We start from the raw sequence: 17,820 nt of genomic DNA on the forward strand, positions 1-17,820 counted from the left end.
TCAAAATTCGTGCCTGCTCTATGCGGCGAAACAATGTCGTCCGCCAGCCGCCCCGTTGCCGACCGCTGCCCGTTATTGGATGGTGTCGATGGAGCGTTGCGACGAGCCGAAATCGCCAAGCGTACGGAACGACAGGTTGAAGCCGACGTTCTGCGATACTTCCTTGGTGTTCAGGTCACGTCTTTCCGAAAACGTCATCAAATAGGTAAAGCATGAATCACTATAGGCAAAGCCGACCCCGTCCTTGACCAGAACGCTCTGCTCCAGATCATATGTGCCGGTGCCAAAGACGCGCCAATTCTCAGCAAGATGTGTCGAGGCGCCGAGCGTAACCTCATGGCGATCGGTCGAGAAGCCATAGAGCGGCTGCGCCTGGATGAAGGCGTATTTGGCGCTCAGCGATACCGGCAGGCCTGAAAAGGCGGCCTTTACCTCAGCGCGGCGGATCTCGAAGCTTTGCTCGTCGAAACGGCCGCTGACCGAGCCGGAAAACCCGCTGGGGCTGTTGAAGCCGACAAGGCCGACATAGTCGGAGGTTGCAGTTTCAAGACCCGAATAGGCGCCGACATTGACCAGGTCCGGCGTGCCGAACGAGTTCTGGCCGCCGAGCTGGTAGGATTGGCCGAACACCGCATTGGTGCCCCAGCCATTGTCATATGCGCCGGAATAGCGCAGCCCGACATTGGCGCGTGTGCCGCCTTCCATGCGGTCATAGCCCGAGAACTTGTCGCGCTCGAACAGCGTCGTGGCGTCGAAGACGAAGCTCTGGGCGTCCTCGTTGGGGACCGCCAGCCCGCCGACATATTGCTCGTTCGGACGCATGAATACTTGCGCCATCGGTTCGAAGACATGGCTGGAACTGGTCATCGAGAACAGCACCGGCCAGCGCATCTCAAGCCCGGCCGTCGCCATGTAGCGGGCAAGCGATGAACGCATATCGTCCTCGACGCCGAGATTGGTCGCCATCTGGTTGATGGCGTCGAGCGAGGCCGAGGAGGCGTTGACGTAGCCGGCGTCGCCGCGCAGCGCCAGGAGCGGTGTCAGCAGCAGCCCGCCATCGGTGGTGAAGGTGCGCTTCCATTCCGCTTCCGCGGTAAGGCGGCCGGATTGACCGTCGATGCCGCGGACGTTGTTGACGGACGAAGGGATGCCCGAATTTGCAAGAGCCGTATCGAGCCTGTCGCGGTCAATGCCCCGCGCGTTGACGTCGAACGACAGCTGCCCGCCGGCCACCGGCATGTCGGGGATATAGGCGTAGTCGAGCGAGGGCAGCACCCAGGGCTGCTTGGCGGCGCGTGCGGTCGGATCATTGGCGAGCGTGTCTTCCTGAACGTCGAAGTGCATGGCGCGCACATCGAAGTAATTGCGATCGTTGAGCCCCGTCAGGTACACCTCGGAGCGGTGCACGCTATCGTTGAAGCCATCGATGTCGTAGGTGCGCGCGAAATTCTTGTCGCTCTGCAGCAGGATGTCCCAGCCGAAGTCCCAGCGCGGGTTGATGGCGAACTGGCCCTGGGTGCCCATCATGCCGCGGAACCTGTTCGGGTCGCCTGCTGTACCCGAATTCACGTTGTGGCCATTGTCGTCGATGAAGGCGTCGGGATTCTCCTGCCGGATACCCGCAATCTTCAGGCTGTACTGACCGTTGTTGAAGCGCTGCCGCCACTCGGCCTCACCGAGGAAACCTTGCTTGGTATAGCCGCTGCCGGTGACAGTGAGATCGTAGGTCGGCGAGAGCGCGAAATAATAGGGGACTTTAACACCGACGCCGAGATCGCTCTTGTAGGCGACGCCGGGGATCAGGAAGCCGCTCTTGCGCTTGACCGTTGGGTCGGCGATCTCGAAAGCCGGCAGATAGGCCAGCGGAAAGCCGAAGAACTCGAAATTCGAGTTCTCGAAGCGAACCGTCTTCTTCTCGCCGTTCCAGATGATCTTCCTGGCCTTGATACGCCAGGTCGGCGCTTTGTCGGGCTTGTCCTCGCACGGCTCGCAGGCGGTGTAGACGCCATTGTGGAACGTCGTCAGCACGCCGCCCATGCGCTCCGCGCTTTCGGCGGCGAAATACGCCTTGTCTATGGTCTCGACACGCAACGCGTTGACGAAGCCGTCCGCGAAATCGTCGGTGATGTCGGCATGCTGCGAATAGATTTTGGTGCCGTCGCTATTGACGAGTTCGACATTGCCGCTGGCGACGAGACGTTTGGTGTTGCGGTTGTATTCGACCCGCTGGGCGACCAGACGGTTGCCGCCATAGTCGATCTGGACGCCGCCGACGGCCGTCACAGTCTGCTTGTCGTTGTCGTAGACCAGCGTATCGGCTGCCAGCAGCATCTGCGTGCCGCTCGGAACCTTCGTTGCCAGCTCACTGACGTCCTGGGCAAAAGCCGGAGCAATCGGGGCGACGCTGGCAAGCAGGCATGCCAAGGCGCTCGCCGCAGAGAGGCGTGCCAAACCGGCGTGCCTATGGCTGCGCAAAACCGCCTCCCTCACTAGCCGTCTTCCTTGTATAGCAGGAATGTCACCCCGAAGAACATAGCCACGACAACCGGGACCCAAGCCGCTACGGCAGTGGGTACGAATCCCGCTACGCCGAATGCCTTGACCAGCACCGAAACGACATAAAGCAGAAAGCCGGCCACGATGCCACCCAGAATCATCGTTGCCGACTGCCCCATCCTCGCAAATCGCATTGATACCGTTGCCGCAATCAGCGTCATCGCGACAAGCAGGAAAGGCAGCGCAATCAGGGAATTGAACTGCATGGCGAAGGCATTTGCTTTGAGGCCGAAGGAGCGGGCCACTTCGATCTTGCCGGGCAGATCGTAGAAGGGAATGGTCTCAGGGCGCGCCAACCGCTCTTGCACGAATTCCGGCTTGAGATTGGTCGGCAGCCGATCGCTGGGCAACGACTGGATGGTGCCGTCCCGGAACACCTTGACGTCCTGCAATTCCCAGTAGCCGTCCCGCAAAAAGGCGCGCGCCGCATCCTTGCGCTCGATGATGTCGCCTTGCGGGCTGAAACTGAAGAAGACAGCGTCGGCCATCTCCAGGCCTTGATTGAGAATGGCGCGCGCGCCGATGATGGTGTCGCCGGCGTTGGTTTTCTGCCTGATCCAGGGCGCGGCATCGGCCGAGACGCTGTTCGACTTGCCCGAACGGAGCTGGGTCTCGATCTCCTCCGACCAGGAATAGGCGTGCGCGGCTACCGGATTGATGACGCCGACCGACAAGGCTCCAAACAGCAGCGCCCCGATGCAGCATGGCAGCAGGAACTGCCATGCGGAAACCCCGGCGGAACGGGCGATGACCAATTCATACTTGCGATTGAGCGACACCAGGGTCGCCATCGCCGAGAACAGGCCGACGAACGGCACCGTCTGCAGCATGATCATGGGCATCCTGAGCCCCGAAATGGCGAACGCAGTTGCGTAGGTGAAGCCCGGCACGCCGGTCGTGCGGCCGGAAAGCTCGGTGAAATCGATCAGGAACACCAGCGCCAAGAGGCCGATGAAGAACCAGATGGTGATCGTCACATAGCGAAAGAAGAAGTACCGACCCAGAGTCCAGCCCATCAGCCGGCTCCCTGTCCGGATGCGCCATGCCTGGCAAAACGGAGCTTGATAGCGCCCCAGCCGTCACTGAAGCGGCCGGCAAGATTGGTTATCCAATCGGCCCAGGCAACCGGCAGTTCCATGGTCCGGTTGGAAACAATGAACCAGATGGCGATCGCAGATGCCATGATCGGGACGCCGTAGACCATATAGGCATATTGCGGCACCTTGTCGGCCTTGCCGGCGGCAAAGAACCCGAGCCAGCGTACGAACAGCGCGATCGCGATTGCCGTGATCAGCGGGTGCACACGCGCCTCGCGATGCGAGCGCGCATCTCCGGCGACGGCGAGCGCGATCAGCGCGAAGACGAGCGAATAGGACCACTCGGAAAAACGCTGGTTGAGCTCGGCCAGGTACCTGTTCGGCTTTTGCTGGTACATCTTGTCGTTCGGACTGGGGTTGAGCAGATACTGGGTCGTCCGGTCCTTCGGCAAAAGCAGGATGTCAGATGATGCCGACATGAAAGCGGACAAGTCGAAGGCATAGGAGGTGAACCGGATCACCGAGAGGTCGCCGGTCATGGTTTTGCGATGGATGACGCCGTCATTCATCATCAGCACCTTCTCGTCGCCGCGTTCGATGATGCTGCCGGTCTTGGCGTAGTAGATGAGATTGACGCCTTCTTCGCGCGAATCGGCGACGAAGATGCCGCCGAGGCGATTGTCGGGAAGCCGTTCGCCGACCTGCAGGAACAGGCCGTCATCAATCTTGCGGAAGGTGCCTTCCTGGATGATCAACGACAACAGATCGGCACGCGACGACGCAATCAACTCGCGATTCTTCTGGCGTGCGTATGGGTCGACGCCATTGTCGACGGCGAAGGAAAAAACGCTGGCTGCGAGTGCCAGAAGCATGATCGGCCTGACGATAGTCCAGCGTGATGCGCCGGCGGCATTGATGACGGCCAGCTCCGAATCCGAATTCATCACGCTGAGGATCTGGGCGACCGCGACCACCAGGGCGAACGGCACGACGATCGGAACGATCGTCGGGATGATCAGCGCTGCGACTTCGAAGAAGGTGAGGGCCGACTGACCGCTATCGGTGACGAGGTCGATGCGGGCGAGCACCTGAGTCGTCCACACGATCGCCAGCGTCCAGACGAGCGCCAGCGCGAATACCGCGAAAGCACGGCGCATGATGTAACGTTCAACGACCTTCATGAAGGCTTTTCTCGGCGATTTCGAACGGCATCATGCCTTGGAACAAGGTAGTCGTCCGGCGCCGGCTGCACAACTGGCTCAGTTTGGCGGTTCGATCTGGGTTCTGTTCCGGATCGCAAAGTCCGCTGGGCCGGAGTGTCGGCGGCAATGGATAAGAAAGGGCGAACATTGTTGGTTAACAACAGGTTGCGGCGGGAAGCGGGGCCGTGCCGCGACGAATCGTGGATGGTTCGATATCGCATATGGGAGCGATTTCGGCCAAAGTCTTGTCAAATGCGGCAAAACGACCAAATGTCGCGCCGGTCGCGACCGCCGCGGCGTGATAAGACGGGTCAGGATCTGTTGAGCCCCAGCATGGAAGCGGAAAAATTGCGCAGTCAAACCGGTCGGGAAACCGTCTTTGACGGCGCGATCGTGGTCGGCGCCGGCGCGGCCGGCCTTGCCGCCGCCCACGCCTTGATGAAGGCCGGCGTACCGACGCTCGTCCTGGAAAGGGAGAGCCGGCTTGCCGAACCCTGGCATCGGCGGCACCAGCGGCTGCACCTCAATACGCATCGCGATCTCTCGACGCTGCCCGGCGTCGGCTATCCCGCAGGCACCCCGGCTTTTCCGCATAAATCGGCCGTCATTCGCCATCTGAACGATTTCAGCAAGGCGCATGGTCTGCCGGTTGCATTCGGCGTTGCCGTTGAAGAGATCACGTTCGATGGCGATCACTGGACCGTGCGGACGAACGCCGGATTCCGTCCGGCGCGCCATGTCGTCGTCGCAACCGGGCGCGACCGGCAGCCGTTTATCCCCGCGTGGAAAGGCATGAACGATTTTGCAGGCCGGATTATCCATTCAGCCGATTTTGGCGCGGCGAAGGACTACGCCGGCAAAAAGGTGCTGGTGGTCGGAGCCGGCAATTCGGGGTTCGACGTACTTAATCATCTTGCAAATGCAGACGCCCAAAGCATCTGGCTGTCGGCCCGCAACGGCCCCTCACTGCTGCCGAAACGCATTGGCAAGGTCGCCGTCCACAGGGTTTCACCGTTAATGGCGAGCTTGCCGGTGCGACTGGCCGACGCGGTGATGGCGACAACCCAGCGCCTGGTTTTCGGCGACCTGACGAAATTTGGGCTTCCGCCGGCCGCCATAGGCGGTGCGAGCCGTCTGAGCGCCGACTACACCGCGATCGCAGCCGATGACGGCGCGGTTCGCGCCATCAAGGCAGGCACGATCGTGGTGGTGCCACCATTGCGGGAATTTACCCAGGACGGCATCGTATTGAATGACGGCAGGTTGATCACGCCCGATATCGTCATTGCGGCGACCGGCTATCGCACCGGTCTGGAACAGATGGTCGGCAAGCTCGGCGTTCTCGACGGCAAGGGCGTTCCGCTTTTCAATGGCGGCGACGCCGATCCGAAATTGCCCGGTCTGTGGTTTACCGGCATGCGGCCGAGCATTCGCGGTTGTTTCGCCAACGCCCGCATTCAGGCCAGGGCGATAGCGGCGCGGATTGTCAAGCAGCGATAGTGAGCCGGACTATGCCGACTGTTCCGCCCGCAATAGACACGCCTTGTTGAAACGTGCTCGAACCGAAAGGTCAATGATCATGACGCCAGTCAGCATTCGCTACATGGTCGATGATGTCGCCGCCTCGATCGACTTCTACTGTGGACATCTGGGCTTCGCTGTTGAACAGGACGCGCGACCGGCTTTTGCTTCCGTCACACGCGGCGCGCTACGGCTCCTTCTAAGCGGACCCGGCAGTTCGGGTGCACGGGCGATGCCGGATGGCCGGCAGCCGGTGCCGGGAGGCTGGAATCGCATCCTGTTGGTGGTGCCGGACCTGAAAGAAGAGGTTGCGCGCCTCAAGAGTGCTGGACTTGTCTTTCGCAACGATATCATAACGGGCGTCGGCGGTTCCCAGACCCTGCTCGAAGACCCATCGGGCAATGTCATCGAGCTGTTTCAACCCGCCGCTCACTGACGCAACAACACGGCACCTTCGGTCCGATCTGCCCAATCGAACGCCTCCCGCGATAAATCCAACGCACTTCCCCGAAAGCAGGACATGATGAATTCAAGACCCTCGATCGCCTTTGCCAAATTCGCCGCGCCCAAAAAAGGCAGCGTTTTCGTTCTGTCGGCCGACGAGGGCGGCCTCGGCGATGCCGCCAGGGCTTGCGATCCGGCAAAGACCCTCGATCGGGCTTTTCCTGTCGCCGACTTCACCGGCAAATTCGCCAGCATAGTCGAAGTGCTGGCACCGGAAGGGACATCGCTCGAGCGGCTGGTGGCGGTCGGCACCGGCAAGGGCTCCAACCTCGATGACTACGCCTGGCTGAAACTCGGCGGCACGATTGCCGCGTCCTTTCGCAAGGCAACCGAAGTGGCCGTCGTGCTCGATCTTCCCGGTGCGGCCGTCAGCGGCAGGCAAGCCGTTCAGCTTGCAGCGGGCATCCTGCTGCGCAGCTATTCCTTCGACAAGTACAAGACCAAAAAGAACAATGGTGACGACAAGCGCGAGCCAAAAAAGCCGGTCAAGGTGACTATTCACACCGCCGATCCGGCTGCTGCAAAGAAGGCCTTCGCCGATGAAGCGGCAATAATCGACGGTGTCTTGCTGGCCCGCGATTTGGTCAATGAACCGGCCAATGTTTTGGGACCGGTGGAATTCGCCGCCCGCATCGCCGAACTGGAGGCGCTCGGCGTCACGGTCGAGATCCTGGCCGAGAAGGAGATGAAGAAGCTCGGCATGGGTTCGCTGCTGGGCGTCGCGCAGGGCTCGCCGCGTGGCGCCCGCATCGCCGTCATGCGGTGGGACGGCGGCAAGGCCAAGGAAAGCCCGGTCGCCTTCGTCGGCAAGGGCGTCACCTTCGACACTGGCGGCAATTCGATCAAGCCGGCGTCGGGCATGGAGGACATGAAGGGCGACATGGGCGGCGCTGCTGCCGTCACCGGGTTGATGCACGCGCTGGCCGCGCGCAAGGCGAAGGTCAATGTCGTCGGCATCGTCGGGCTGGTTGAAAACGCCGTCGACGGCCACGCTCAGCGACCGGGCGACATCGTCACCTCGATGTCGGGCCAGACCATCGAAGTGCTCAATACCGACGCCGAGGGCCGCCTGGTGCTGGCCGATGCGCTCTGGTACTGTAACGACCGCTTCCAGCCGAAATTCATGATCAATCTGGCGACGCTGACCGGCGCCATCATGGTCGCGCTCGGCCAGCATTATGCCGGCTTGTTCTCCAATAATGACGAGTTGGCGGACCGGCTGACGGCTGCCGGACAGGCGACGCAGGAGCGGGTTTGGCGCATGCCGCTCGGCGCCGAATACGACAAGCTGATCGATTCCAAGAATGCTGACATGAAGAACATCGGCGGCCGCCATGGCGGCGCCATCATCGCCGCGCAGTTCCTGCAGCGCTTCGTCAAGGACACGCCCTGGGCGCATCTCGACATTGCCGGCACCGCGATGGGCGCGCCCTCCAACGAGATCAACCAGTCATGGGCTTCCGGCTTCGGCGTCAGGCTGCTCGACCGGCTGCTGCGCGATCATTACGAGCAATGAGCGGCTGGGACGGGACTCCGACAATGTAGACTGAACGCATGGCCGAGATTCTGTTTTATCACCTGACCGAATCGACGCTGGAGGATGCGCTGCCCGGCCTCCTGGAGCGCAGTGTCGATCGCGGCTGGCGCGCCGTGGTGCAGACCGGCACCGAGGAACGGCGCGACGCGCTGGACCAGCATCTGTGGACTTTCCGGGACGATTCGTTCCTGGCCCACGCTACGGATCGCGAAGCCCATCCCGCCGAGCAGCCGGTGCTTCTGACCGTCGGCGCTGACAATCCGAACCAGGCGCAGATACGCTTCCTCGTCGATGGGGCGGTGCCGCCGGAGCTTGGCGGCTACAAGCGCGCCGTGTTCCTGTTCGACGGTCACGATGCAGCCCAGCTGGAGGCGGCGCGCACGCACTGGAAGACAATGAGGGAGGCTGGCCACACCGTGACCTACTGGCAGCAAACGCCGGACCGGCGCTGGGAACGCAAGGCTTAGAGAATTTGCAGCCGAGTGGAATCACTGGCGTCGCACAATGCGACGACAAGAAGATGGACCGCCGGCTATTCAAAAGACCTGAGCAAGCCCGATGCCGCCCAATAAACGAACACCAGGCATGCCGATAGATGCCGCACTTGTTCGCCGGCTGATTGCGGCGCAGCTCCCCAAATGGGCGGACCTGCCGGTAGAGCCGGTCGAGCCTGGCGGCTGGGACAACCGCACCTTCCGGCTGGGCGACAGCATGTCGGTGCGGCTGCCGAGCGCTGCCGCCTATGTTGCCCAGGTCGAGAAGGAGCATCGCTGGCTGCCCCGCCTGGCGCCTCACCTGCCTCTGCCTATACCCGTGCCGCTGGCCAAAGGCGCGCCCGGGGAAGGCTATCCATGGCCTTGGTCCGTCTATCGCTGGCTTGGCGGCAGACCGGCGGCTGGTGAACTGATTGCCGATCTTACTGAGTTCGCCCGTTCGCTGGCCGGCTTTCTGGTTGCGCTCTACCGGATCGACGCTGCCGATGGGCCACCGGCAGGGCAGCATAATTTCCACCGCGGTGGCCGGCTTTCGGTTTACGACGCCGAGAACCGAGGTGCGCTTTCGGCGCTCGGCAGCCGCATCGACAAGGCGGCAGCCGAGGCCGTGTGGGCGACTGCGCTTGCCTCGCGATGGCAGGGGCCGCCGGTCTGGGTCCATGGCGACGTCGCCTCGGGCAATCTGCTCGTCGAAGATGGCAAGCTCTGCGCGGTCGTCGATTTCGGCAGTTCGGCTATCGGCGATCCTGCCTGTGACCTGGTGATCGCGTGGACGGAATTTTACGGCGAGAGCCGCCAGGCGTTCCGCGACGCCATTGCCCTTGATGAGCACAGCTGGGCGCGCGCACGGGGCTGGGCGTTGTGGAAGGCGCTGATCGTCGCTTCGGGACATGACGGCAACCAGCGCGAGGCGGAAAAATCGTGGCGGGTTATCAATGAGGTGCTGGCGGATCATACAGAACAGTCAGAGCGGGATGGCTAATTCAGTCTGAACGCAGCCCGCTCTGATAACGAAGGCATTACTGCCCGCCCATCTCCTTCTTGAATGTGTCGAAATCGACCTGCATGCCGCTGAAGATGGTGCTCCAATGGCGGGTCAGCGCTGAAACGGCGACCGCCTCCTGGATCTCCTCGTCGGTGGCGCCGGCGCGCCTGGCATCCTGCGTGTCCGACCAGATACAGTAGTTGCACGGGATTTGCGCTGCCACCGCCAGCGAGATCAGCGACTTGACCTTCGGCGGCAGCGCCGTCTTGTCGCTGAGCTGGATGGCCTTGACCTCGGCCCATGCACCGGGCAGACCGGCTTTCGGGAACTGCTTTACGAAACCGGGTACGCCGCCCATGGTCGACTGGATGTCCTTGACGGTTGCGTCATACTCGTCGGCATAAGAAGGGCCTGCAGCCAGCGTCAGCACACAGGCGGCGAGCAGGCAGGCACGGCGGATGGAAGAATGCGTTGATGAAAGAGTACCATAGACAGACATGACATTCTCCTCTGGTCTTTGTTAGCCTTACGATGTAAGGTAATGTCGAAAATGAACCTTACGCTGTAAGTTGTCAAGCGGCACCATGGACACATCGATCAAAAAAAAGCGACCGCGCGGCCGGCTGTCTCGCGAGATGATCGAGGATGCGGCTTTGAAGGTGATCGAGAGCGAGGGCCTCGCCGGGTTTTCGATGCGCAAGCTGGCGGCAGAACTCGGCTGCGAAGCCATGAGCATCTACCACCACTTTCCTTCGGCGGCGCATCTCTTCGAAGCCTTGGTGGACCGGCTGATCGGCTCCATCGAAATGCCCGACGCGGATTTGCCCTGGCGGCAAAGGTTGCGCAGCGCCGTGCTGGATTTCCGCCGCGTCGCGCGTGAGCACCCGGCCTTTGCCACGTTCCTTGTAACCTACCGGATGAATTCGCCGACCTGTCTCACTTGGCTGAACGGCATCCTTGGCCTGTTCGAGGCCGGCGGCTTCGGACCGGAACTGGGTGCGCGGCTGTTCCGCACCACCGGCTATTATCTGATGGGTGCCATCCTCGACGAGACTGCCGGCTATGCAAAGGGGCCTTCGGCCGTGACCACCGTTAGCGACGAGCAACTGGCGCGGGATTTTCCAAAAGTGGCTGCGGCCGAGCGTTATTTCGGCACCGCCGAATTCGACCGAACGTTTGATCTCGGCCTTGACATGCTCCTGGACGAAATGGAGCGCGCCCGCGACTGCGCCAGCGCGCCGAACACCAGGTCTTGACCTCATGCGCTCCCTGTTCGCCCTGATACTGCTCATCGGTACCGGCATCGGCGTCGTCTACCCGTGGGCGATGACCAATTTCTCCGGCCATGAGATCGGCACCTGGCGGGTTTACGACCAGGGCCGGTTCAAGCCGGTGACGGTACCCCTGAGCGCACGCGACGGGCCGCTACGCGTGCTGGTCGACCTTACGGCAAGAGCCGAGCACATCGTCTCGCAGCAGCGCACCGTGTTGACCCTGACTGCCGCCACCGGTGGTAGGACGGTGCTCGCCTCGACGCTGCAGTTCAACCATTCCGACAATCCGCGCCAGGTCAGCCCACAGCTGCCGGACAGGATCTTTCGCGATGAAGCCGGACTGATCCCGACCGTTACCGCCGGTTCCTACATCTTCACCGTCGGTCCGGGCGACGCCGAGGGCATTCCGATGCGGGCCGTCGACCTCGTCCTGCGCTCGGGTGCCGGCGAGGTCGACCGCCGGGCGCGGCCGGTCGGTTTTTCCCTGATGGCGGCCGGCCTGGCCGGGCTGGTGCTGGCATTCTGTTTCGGCGGCCGCCGGCCCGAAAATCCGAACTCGCAGCCGCCACCGCCGCGCTGGGGCAGGGGCTCCAATTGAACTATCGCCACGCCTACCATGCCGGAAACTTCGCCGACGTCGTCAAGCATGTCGTGCTCAGCCGGCTGATCGAATATCTGAAACACAAGGACAAGGCGTTCCGGGTCATCGACACCCATGCCGGGATCGGCCGTTACGATCTGTCCTCGACAGAAGCGCAAACGACCGGCGAATGGCAAGGCGGCATCGGCCGGCTGGTCGATGCGGCCCTCGATGCGCCGGCGGCAGCGCTGCTGGCGCCGTATCTTGAAGCCGTCCGTTCGCTCAATCCGGACGGCGGCGTGAAAAAATACCCGGGTTCGCCGCTGATCGCTCGGCACCTGATGCGCAAGCAGGACCGGCTGTCGGCGGTCGAACTGCACGCTAAGGATGCTGCCAGGCTGAAGGCGCTGTTCGACGGTGACTTCCAGACCCGGGTGATCGAGCTCGACGGCTGGCTGGCTCTCGGCGCGCATCTGCCGCCAAAGGAAAGGCGCGGCCTCGTGCTGATCGATCCGCCTTTCGAGGAAGAGGGTGAGTTCGGTCGCTTGGTCGACGGGCTGCAAAGAGCCCATCGGCGCTGGCCAGGAGGAATTTACGCACTGTGGTATCCGCTCAAGGACCGCAAGGCGGTCGCCGCCTTCCGCAAGGCGCTGAAGCAGACGGGCATTCCGAAGCTGCTCGATATTGGTTTTGAGATCAGGCCGGCATCCGTCGAGCCGAGCCTCGACGGCTGCGGCATGGTGGTGGTCAATCCGCCCTTCACGCTGGAAGGCGAGTTACGGACGCTGCTGCCGGCGCTGCACCGACTGCTTGCACTCGAGCAGCCGTCGCATTGGACGCTGGACTGGCTGGCGGGAGAGTAGTTTGAGGCGCGGCCCTGCCATTCAGACAGCGCAACAATCGTCACCACAACCATGGTCGCTACAACCGCTTGACCGCGCGTCAGCGAATCCGCACAGTGCGCGCAGTCGACCTTGAGAGGCTGCCATGACTCGCTTCGCCCAATCCGCCCTTGCCGCACTACTCGCCTTGTGCACGCCGTTGGCCGCACCACTTGGCGTCACCCAGGCAGTCCAGGCGGCCGACCTTGCAATCTATACCGACGAGGATAGCGGCGTCTGCGGCGAGGCCTGGGTCCTGGACAAGATCACCGACCGCTTCTCCTATCAGGTGCATCACGTGCCGCATCTGCCCGATGTGCAGATCGTCGACTTCCAGCGTATCCACCAGCATCGCTATCTGCCGGCGGACGACACCTGGCCGATCGGCCGCCGTTATTGCGGTGCCACCGTCAGCCTCTCCGACGGCCGCGCCCGCACCATCTGGTACCTGATCGAAGAAGGCCAGGGCTTTGCCTCGATCGGTGACAACGTCGAATTCTGCGTCTCGGGCTTCGACCGTTGGATGGTCTATAACGGCCGCTGCCGCGTCCTGCGCTGAACCGGCGCCCTTCGATTCCCGATGGATTGTTGCGCCCTTAAGTGGTCGAGAAAAGAAACACCTGACGGCCATCAGGATCGCGGACGATAACACGCCTGCCCATAGCCGTCGCCTTGACATCCGCGATGACTCCAAAGCCATTGGCCTTCGCCGCAGAAGCGGCTTCGTCTGCGTCGGCGATTTCGAAGCCGATCATCGTTCCCGCTCCTTCCGTCATCATTCCTTCGTTTGCCGGATAGAGTTCGATCGCGAGCCCTTGACCTTGGAACGCGAAATGTATCGGACCGGAGCCGTGCTGCTCTTGCCTGAAGACAATTCCGAAATTCGCGTAGAAAGCGGCGGCTGATCTGGGATCAGCCGAAAACCAGGTGACAAATGCCAAGCTCGGCAAGGAGGACATTCATACCTCTCTGATGTGAGGGTTGTCCGGCACTCAAGGTCGGACGGAGGTTGCCAAAATCGTAGACTTCTATGCAAGTCGACGCCAACAGACCACATCGATCACTGTGCGGGGAAACAGCACTGCATGGATTCACTTGTTTATACTGTTGCTCTCGGGGCGGTCGTTGCTGGCTTCGTCCAGGGGCTGTCCGGGTTCGCCTTCAGCCTGGTTGCCATGTCGTTTTGGGTTTGGACCGTTGAGCCCCAGCTTGCTGCTGCCATGGCGGTCTTTGGGGCGCTCACCGGCCAGATCATCGCTGCCGTCACCGTCCGCCGGGGTTTCGACCTCAAGCTTCTGCTGCCCTTCCTGATCGGCGGGGCCATAGGGATTCCGGTCGGTGTCGCCGTCCTGCCCTTTCTGGATGTGCAGTTGTTCAAGTTGGTCTTCGGTGCGCTGCTGGTCGTTTGGTGTCCCTTGATGCTCTTTGCGCGTCGCCTCCCTCCCATCACGGTCGGAGGTCCTGTTGCAGACGGTGCGATAGGTCTGGTCGGCGGCATCATGGGTGGGCTTGGCGGCTTCACCGGCCCGGTCCCAACGCTGTGGTGCGTGCTGCGCCAATGGGAAAAGGACAGGCAGCGCATTGTCATCCAGAATTTCAACCTTGTGACCCTCTCCATGACGATGGCCGCCTATCTTGCGGCCGGAAAGATCAAGCTCGAAATGCTGCCGATGTTTGCCGTCGTCGCGCCGGCGATGTTGATACCGACACTGCTTGGCGCGAGACTCTACATCGGCGTTAGCGAGGCGACTTTTCGAAAGATCGTCCTCACGCTCTTGGCCGCATCAGGTGCAGCATTGTTGGCATCGTCCTTGCCGCACCTCATCAGCCGTGTTTGAACGACACACAGAAATCCCGACTTCCCCCGTAGGTCGTTTGCCAATACCGCGGCGTTGCAATTGGGCTGTCGGCAACACGACATGGTCGTGAAAAGGCGCCATCGGCTTGGTGTCGCCCTATAACGGCACCTGCACAGTCGTGGCCATGCGCTATCGACCGATGCGGCCCGCTCCCGATAGGTAGGCGCAGATCAGTTCGACGAGTTGCTTTTGCAGCTCCGGCGCGGCGAGCATGTTCCGGCGTGCCGCGTTGTGGATCACACCTTCGATCGCCGACGACAGCACACCCGCCACGGTCTCCATGTCGGCGCCTTTCCTTGGCTTGCGATAAGTGGCGACAGCAGTCGCATAGTGATTGAGGTATTGTGCCTGGAACGAAGCATGGGCGGCCCTGGAGCGGCGATCGCCCGGCGCCTCGTCGAGCAGCACCTGGTGTAGTGTCGGGTGAATGCTGTGCGCCGCGACCATGCCGCGCACCAGCTCCTGCGCGAATTTCCTGAGCGGCTTTTGGTCTTCCGCCGAATCGTGAATGACCGACAGCACATGATCGAAGTGACGGCGCCGGACGGCTTCGAGCAGGGAAAGCTTTTCGGGAAAATACTGGTAGAGCGTGCCGATGCTCACACCTGCCGTCTCGGCCACCTTGTTGGTGGTGAAGCCGGCCCAGCCTAGCCCGCTCAGAACATGAGCCGCCGCCTCGATGATCGCCTCGACGGTCGCCCTGGAACGCGCCTGGCGCGGCTGCTTGCGCATGCGCGGATGCGGTTTTGCAATGCGAGTAGACACGCCCGCTCATTCTCCTGAAAATATAGACAACATACTCGCATTTCCGGAAAAGGACACCGACCATGAGTGCGCTCGCGCTGCTTCGCAGCCTGTTTGCCTATCAGGCCTGGGCCAATGACGAACTGCTGGAAAAGCTGGCGGGTCTCGACCCGCATGTTCACGACAAGGAACGGCAGGCCGTGATACGGCTCGTCGATCACAGCCATGTGGTTTCGCGGATATTCTCGGCGCACTTGGCTGGTGCAAGCCATGGCTACTCCGCCGACACCACGGAGGACACGCCGGCGTTCGACGAACTTCGCGCCGCGGTCGCGGCGACCGATCGCTGGTATCTCGATTATCTCGAAACCGTTTCGTCGCGGCAGCTGTCCGAGCCCGTCGCATTCGTGTTCACCGACGGGGATAAGGCATTGATGTCGCGACAGGAAATGCTGACCCACATCGCACTGCATGGAGTCTATCATCGCGGTGAAGCGGGGCGCATCCTGGCGCAGATTTCCGTCATGCCGCCATGGGATACCTTTGCCGTCCATCTCCACAGGGCCGAGCCTTCGCGCCGGCTGCAGATGAGCCGTGAGCCGCTCGGCGCCTGAGCGGCCAAGCGCTTTCGATCACGCGGTCGGCTCGACCGGATCTATCGAGCGATTTCCTCTCCTTCAGAAATGCGAGCTATCTGCTCACTTTCATCGCGTCGTGCAAGATAGTGCAGCGGCGTGCTCGGCGCGTTGCTTCCTACTTACCTGTAGTTTATCTTTTCGGACAAGACGAGGCGGGCGACCGCCTTCGCTCTTGACAATGTTCGCGCTGAGCGTCGGACGTTGAAGCGCAAAACTGGTCGAAAAGGTCATGAGCTTGACGAGAAGACCGGTCGAGATAGAGCGACCAGAATTTCTGTCGCAGAACTTCGCTGCGGGGCACAAAGATTCGCAACCAATTTTCGCGCCGGTAAAATGGTCGCCCGCTCGCCGTAACCGAAACTTAAGCTGCAAAAATCATTCTAATGCTTCGCTGGCTAGCAAGCCGCGAGTCAGATATGCAATGCGCGCCGGGTCAATAACGGCCGTCGGCACAACGGAAGGGGCATGATATGGCTAAGCAGTCATCCAAAGCGCCGGCATCCAAGGCACCGGCAAAGTCACCGGCAAAGAAAGCACCGGCAAAAGCAGCCGCGGCAAAGGCCGCAACTGCTGTGAAGAAAGCAGCACCCGCTGCCAGAGCGAAGGCCGCTGCGCCTAAGGCAAAAGCAGCGCCGGCCAAAAAGCCGGTCGCCAAGGCCGCGGCAAAACCGGCCGTAAAGAAAGCAGCACCGGCCAAGGCCAAGGCTGCACCGGCAAAGAAGGCGGCACCGGCCAAGAAGCCGGCTGCAAAGGCCGTGGCGAAGCCTGCTGCGAAGAAGGCAGCACCGGCAAAGGCCGCCGCTGCGAAATCTTCTGCTGCAGTGAAGAAAGCAGCGCCCGCGGCCAAGCCGAAGGCAGCGCCCGCAAAGGCGAAGGCCAAGAAGTAGTCGCGGTCCTGCTACCGCCGGGGACAGTACTCAAGACAGCCAGGGCGGGATGCCGGACAGGCGCCTCGCTTCTTGGTTGACGGTCGGGCAGGACGAGAAAGAGGCGGGAGGAAGACGTCTTTTCGCAACTCCCAGGACTTCGCCATGCGGCGAAGTCCGGTGGGGTTTTCGTGGCTACCAAAACCAACCTTCAGCGCAAGGCCGAGTTGGTAGTTGCTCGGATCTGGATTGTCCGACCTGCTCGCGTCTGCCGCCGCACCTCCGGCTCATCGCATCCGAAAGCGAGACTATGGCTGCACGCTGGCGGCGCGGTTTTCCGCCTCTGGCCGTTGATGAACCCTGCATGATCGGTCAACAGTGCCCGCGCACGAGCCCCTGTCGGAATCGATTTTCGGTGAGGGTCATGCGCGAAGTCACAATGCTACCGCGTCCTTTTGCGCGTCCAACAGGGCGTATGGAGCTGTAGCCGTCAAACAGGAATCGACAATGCCCAGACTGCTCTACGCGTCCACTTCTCCCTACAGTTCCAAGGTCCGCATGGCAGCACTTCATGCGGGCATTGCGGTCGATCTCGTGCCGATAAAGACCGAGGAAAGGCCGGCCGAACTGATCGGCGCCAATCCGCTCGGCAAGATCCCGGTGCTGGTGCTCGATGACGGCCGCTCGGTCCACGACAGCCGCGCCATCACCCAGCATCTCAACCGGATGTCGAAGAACGCATTGTTTCCGCGCAATCCCGACAAGCGCCTTGAGGCGGAGGTGCTGGAGGCATTGGCCGACGGTATCTGCGACTGTGCGCTGTCGATGGTCTATGAGCGGCGCACGCGGCCGGAAGAGATGGTCTATCAGCCTTGGCTTGAGCGCCAATGGACGAAGATTGCGGCCGCGCTCGATCTGCTCAACGCCAACCCGCCGAAGCTGCCGAAGAAAATCACCCTCGGCCAGATCGCATTGCGCGCCTGCCTCGGCTATCTCTCGCTGCGTTTCGCTGGAAAATGGGAAAAGGGCCGCGGCCGGCTGATGCGCTGGGCGGCACGCTTCGACGAGAAATTCCCGGAGCTGAAGCCCGCCATCCCGGCTTGAGGGTGGGCGGCCTAAAGCCGTGCCACAAAAAAAGCCGG

General features: G+C 61.8%; 19 protein-coding genes. 13 read left to right on the forward strand and 6 right to left on the reverse strand.

Annotated features, from left to right (window positions below):
• Positions 1–72: 72 nt before the first annotated feature.
• The 3 genes from NKG60_RS06895 to lptF are packed head-to-tail and all read right to left on the reverse strand — an operon-like array spanning position 73 to position 4,774.
• Positions 73–2,490, reverse strand: coding sequence for an LPS-assembly protein LptD (locus NKG60_RS06895; RefSeq protein WP_352862621.1), 2,418 nt, complete (start codon positions 2,488–2,490; stop codon positions 73–75).
• A complete protein-coding gene (lptG, locus tag NKG60_RS06900; protein ID WP_023677695.1) occupies positions 2,490–3,575 on the reverse strand; it encodes an LPS export ABC transporter permease LptG in 1,086 nt (361 codons plus the stop codon). Before lptG ends, NKG60_RS06895 begins: the two co-directional genes overlap by 1 nt.
• On the reverse strand, positions 3,572–4,774 hold the full coding sequence (lptF, locus tag NKG60_RS06905) for an LPS export ABC transporter permease LptF (protein WP_352862620.1): 1,203 nt from the start codon (positions 4,772–4,774) through the stop codon (positions 3,572–3,574). The genes lptG and lptF overlap by 4 nt, the downstream gene beginning before the upstream one ends.
• Positions 4,775–5,128: 354 nt before the next feature.
• Here lptF and NKG60_RS06910 point away from each other — a divergent pair, with 354 nt between their 5' ends.
• From NKG60_RS06910 to NKG60_RS06930, 5 genes are all read left to right on the forward strand, one after another.
• Entirely contained in the window at positions 5,129–6,295 is a 1,167-nt protein-coding gene (locus tag NKG60_RS06910; RefSeq protein WP_352974612.1) for a flavin-containing monooxygenase, read from the forward strand.
• A 73-nt stretch (positions 6,296–6,368) separates the two neighbouring features.
• Entirely contained in the window at positions 6,369–6,752 is a 384-nt protein-coding gene (locus NKG60_RS06915) for a VOC family protein (protein ID WP_031212013.1), read from the forward strand.
• Positions 6,753–6,839: 87 nt separating this feature from the next.
• Positions 6,840–8,336 carry a leucyl aminopeptidase gene (locus NKG60_RS06920; RefSeq protein ID WP_352974615.1) on the forward strand — a complete coding sequence of 499 codons (1,497 nt, stop codon included), beginning with the start codon at positions 6,840–6,842 and terminating at the stop codon, positions 8,334–8,336.
• Between the two features lie 38 nt (positions 8,337–8,374).
• Positions 8,375–8,824: a DNA polymerase III subunit chi gene (locus NKG60_RS06925; RefSeq protein WP_352974617.1), complete on the forward strand. Its 450-nt coding sequence runs from the start codon at positions 8,375–8,377 to the stop codon at positions 8,822–8,824.
• Between the two features lie 118 nt (positions 8,825–8,942).
• Entirely contained in the window at positions 8,943–9,833 is an 891-nt protein-coding gene (locus NKG60_RS06930) for an aminoglycoside phosphotransferase family protein (RefSeq protein ID WP_352974619.1), read from the forward strand.
• Positions 9,834–9,870: 37 nt separating this feature from the next.
• On the opposite strand, the gene NKG60_RS06935 is transcribed toward NKG60_RS06930, so the two are convergent.
• Positions 9,871–10,335, reverse strand: coding sequence for a carboxymuconolactone decarboxylase family protein (locus NKG60_RS06935; protein ID WP_352974620.1), 465 nt, complete (start codon positions 10,333–10,335; stop codon positions 9,871–9,873).
• Positions 10,336–10,420: 85 nt separating this feature from the next.
• Here NKG60_RS06935 and NKG60_RS06940 point away from each other — a divergent pair, with 85 nt between their 5' ends.
• The 4 genes from NKG60_RS06940 (at position 10,421) to NKG60_RS06955 (ending at position 13,130) form a co-directional block, all read left to right on the forward strand.
• Entirely contained in the window at positions 10,421–11,092 is a 672-nt protein-coding gene (locus NKG60_RS06940) for a TetR/AcrR family transcriptional regulator (RefSeq protein WP_352974623.1), read from the forward strand.
• Between the two features lie 4 nt (positions 11,093–11,096).
• Positions 11,097–11,708 (forward strand): hypothetical protein, encoded by a 612-nt coding sequence (locus NKG60_RS06945; RefSeq protein ID WP_352974626.1) that lies wholly within the window; start codon positions 11,097–11,099, stop codon positions 11,706–11,708.
• The gene (locus tag NKG60_RS06950; protein WP_352974629.1) at positions 11,705–12,553 is read left to right on the forward strand and encodes a 23S rRNA (adenine(2030)-N(6))-methyltransferase RlmJ; all 849 of its coding nucleotides are present in this window, start codon (positions 11,705–11,707) and stop codon (positions 12,551–12,553) included. The genes NKG60_RS06945 and NKG60_RS06950 overlap by 4 nt, the downstream gene beginning before the upstream one ends.
• A gap of 124 nt (positions 12,554–12,677) precedes the next feature.
• A complete protein-coding gene (locus NKG60_RS06955; RefSeq protein WP_352567494.1) occupies positions 12,678–13,130 on the forward strand; it encodes a hypothetical protein in 453 nt (150 codons plus the stop codon).
• Positions 13,131–13,167: 37 nt separating this feature from the next.
• Here NKG60_RS06955 and NKG60_RS06960 read toward each other — a convergent pair whose 3' ends face one another.
• Positions 13,168–13,530 carry a VOC family protein gene (locus NKG60_RS06960; protein ID WP_352667187.1) on the reverse strand — a complete coding sequence of 121 codons (363 nt, stop codon included), beginning with the start codon at positions 13,528–13,530 and terminating at the stop codon, positions 13,168–13,170.
• Positions 13,531–13,656: 126 nt separating this feature from the next.
• On the opposite strand from NKG60_RS06960, the gene NKG60_RS06965 reads away from it, so the two are divergent.
• Positions 13,657–14,409, forward strand: coding sequence for a sulfite exporter TauE/SafE family protein (locus tag NKG60_RS06965; protein WP_352974632.1), 753 nt, complete (start codon positions 13,657–13,659; stop codon positions 14,407–14,409).
• Positions 14,410–14,559: 150 nt separating this feature from the next.
• Here NKG60_RS06965 and NKG60_RS06970 read toward each other — a convergent pair whose 3' ends face one another.
• Positions 14,560–15,195: a TetR/AcrR family transcriptional regulator gene (locus tag NKG60_RS06970; RefSeq protein WP_352974634.1), complete on the reverse strand. Its 636-nt coding sequence runs from the start codon at positions 15,193–15,195 to the stop codon at positions 14,560–14,562.
• Between the two features lie 62 nt (positions 15,196–15,257).
• Here NKG60_RS06970 and NKG60_RS06975 point away from each other — a divergent pair, with 62 nt between their 5' ends.
• The 3 genes from NKG60_RS06975 (at position 15,258) to NKG60_RS06985 (ending at position 17,782) form a co-directional block, all read left to right on the forward strand.
• Positions 15,258–15,788, forward strand: coding sequence for a DinB family protein (locus NKG60_RS06975; RefSeq protein WP_352974635.1), 531 nt, complete (start codon positions 15,258–15,260; stop codon positions 15,786–15,788).
• A 494-nt stretch (positions 15,789–16,282) separates the two neighbouring features.
• Positions 16,283–16,699, forward strand: coding sequence for a hypothetical protein (locus NKG60_RS06980; RefSeq protein ID WP_352974637.1), 417 nt, complete (start codon positions 16,283–16,285; stop codon positions 16,697–16,699).
• 486 nt (positions 16,700–17,185) lie between these two features.
• Positions 17,186–17,782, forward strand: a complete 597-nt coding sequence (locus tag NKG60_RS06985) for a glutathione S-transferase family protein (RefSeq protein ID WP_352974638.1) — start codon at positions 17,186–17,188, stop codon at positions 17,780–17,782.
• The last annotated feature ends 38 nt before the right edge of the window (positions 17,783–17,820 follow it).

It is taken from the genome of Mesorhizobium sp. M1428 (genome assembly GCF_040317515.1).
Lineage (GTDB): Bacteria > Pseudomonadota > Alphaproteobacteria > Rhizobiales > Rhizobiaceae > Mesorhizobium.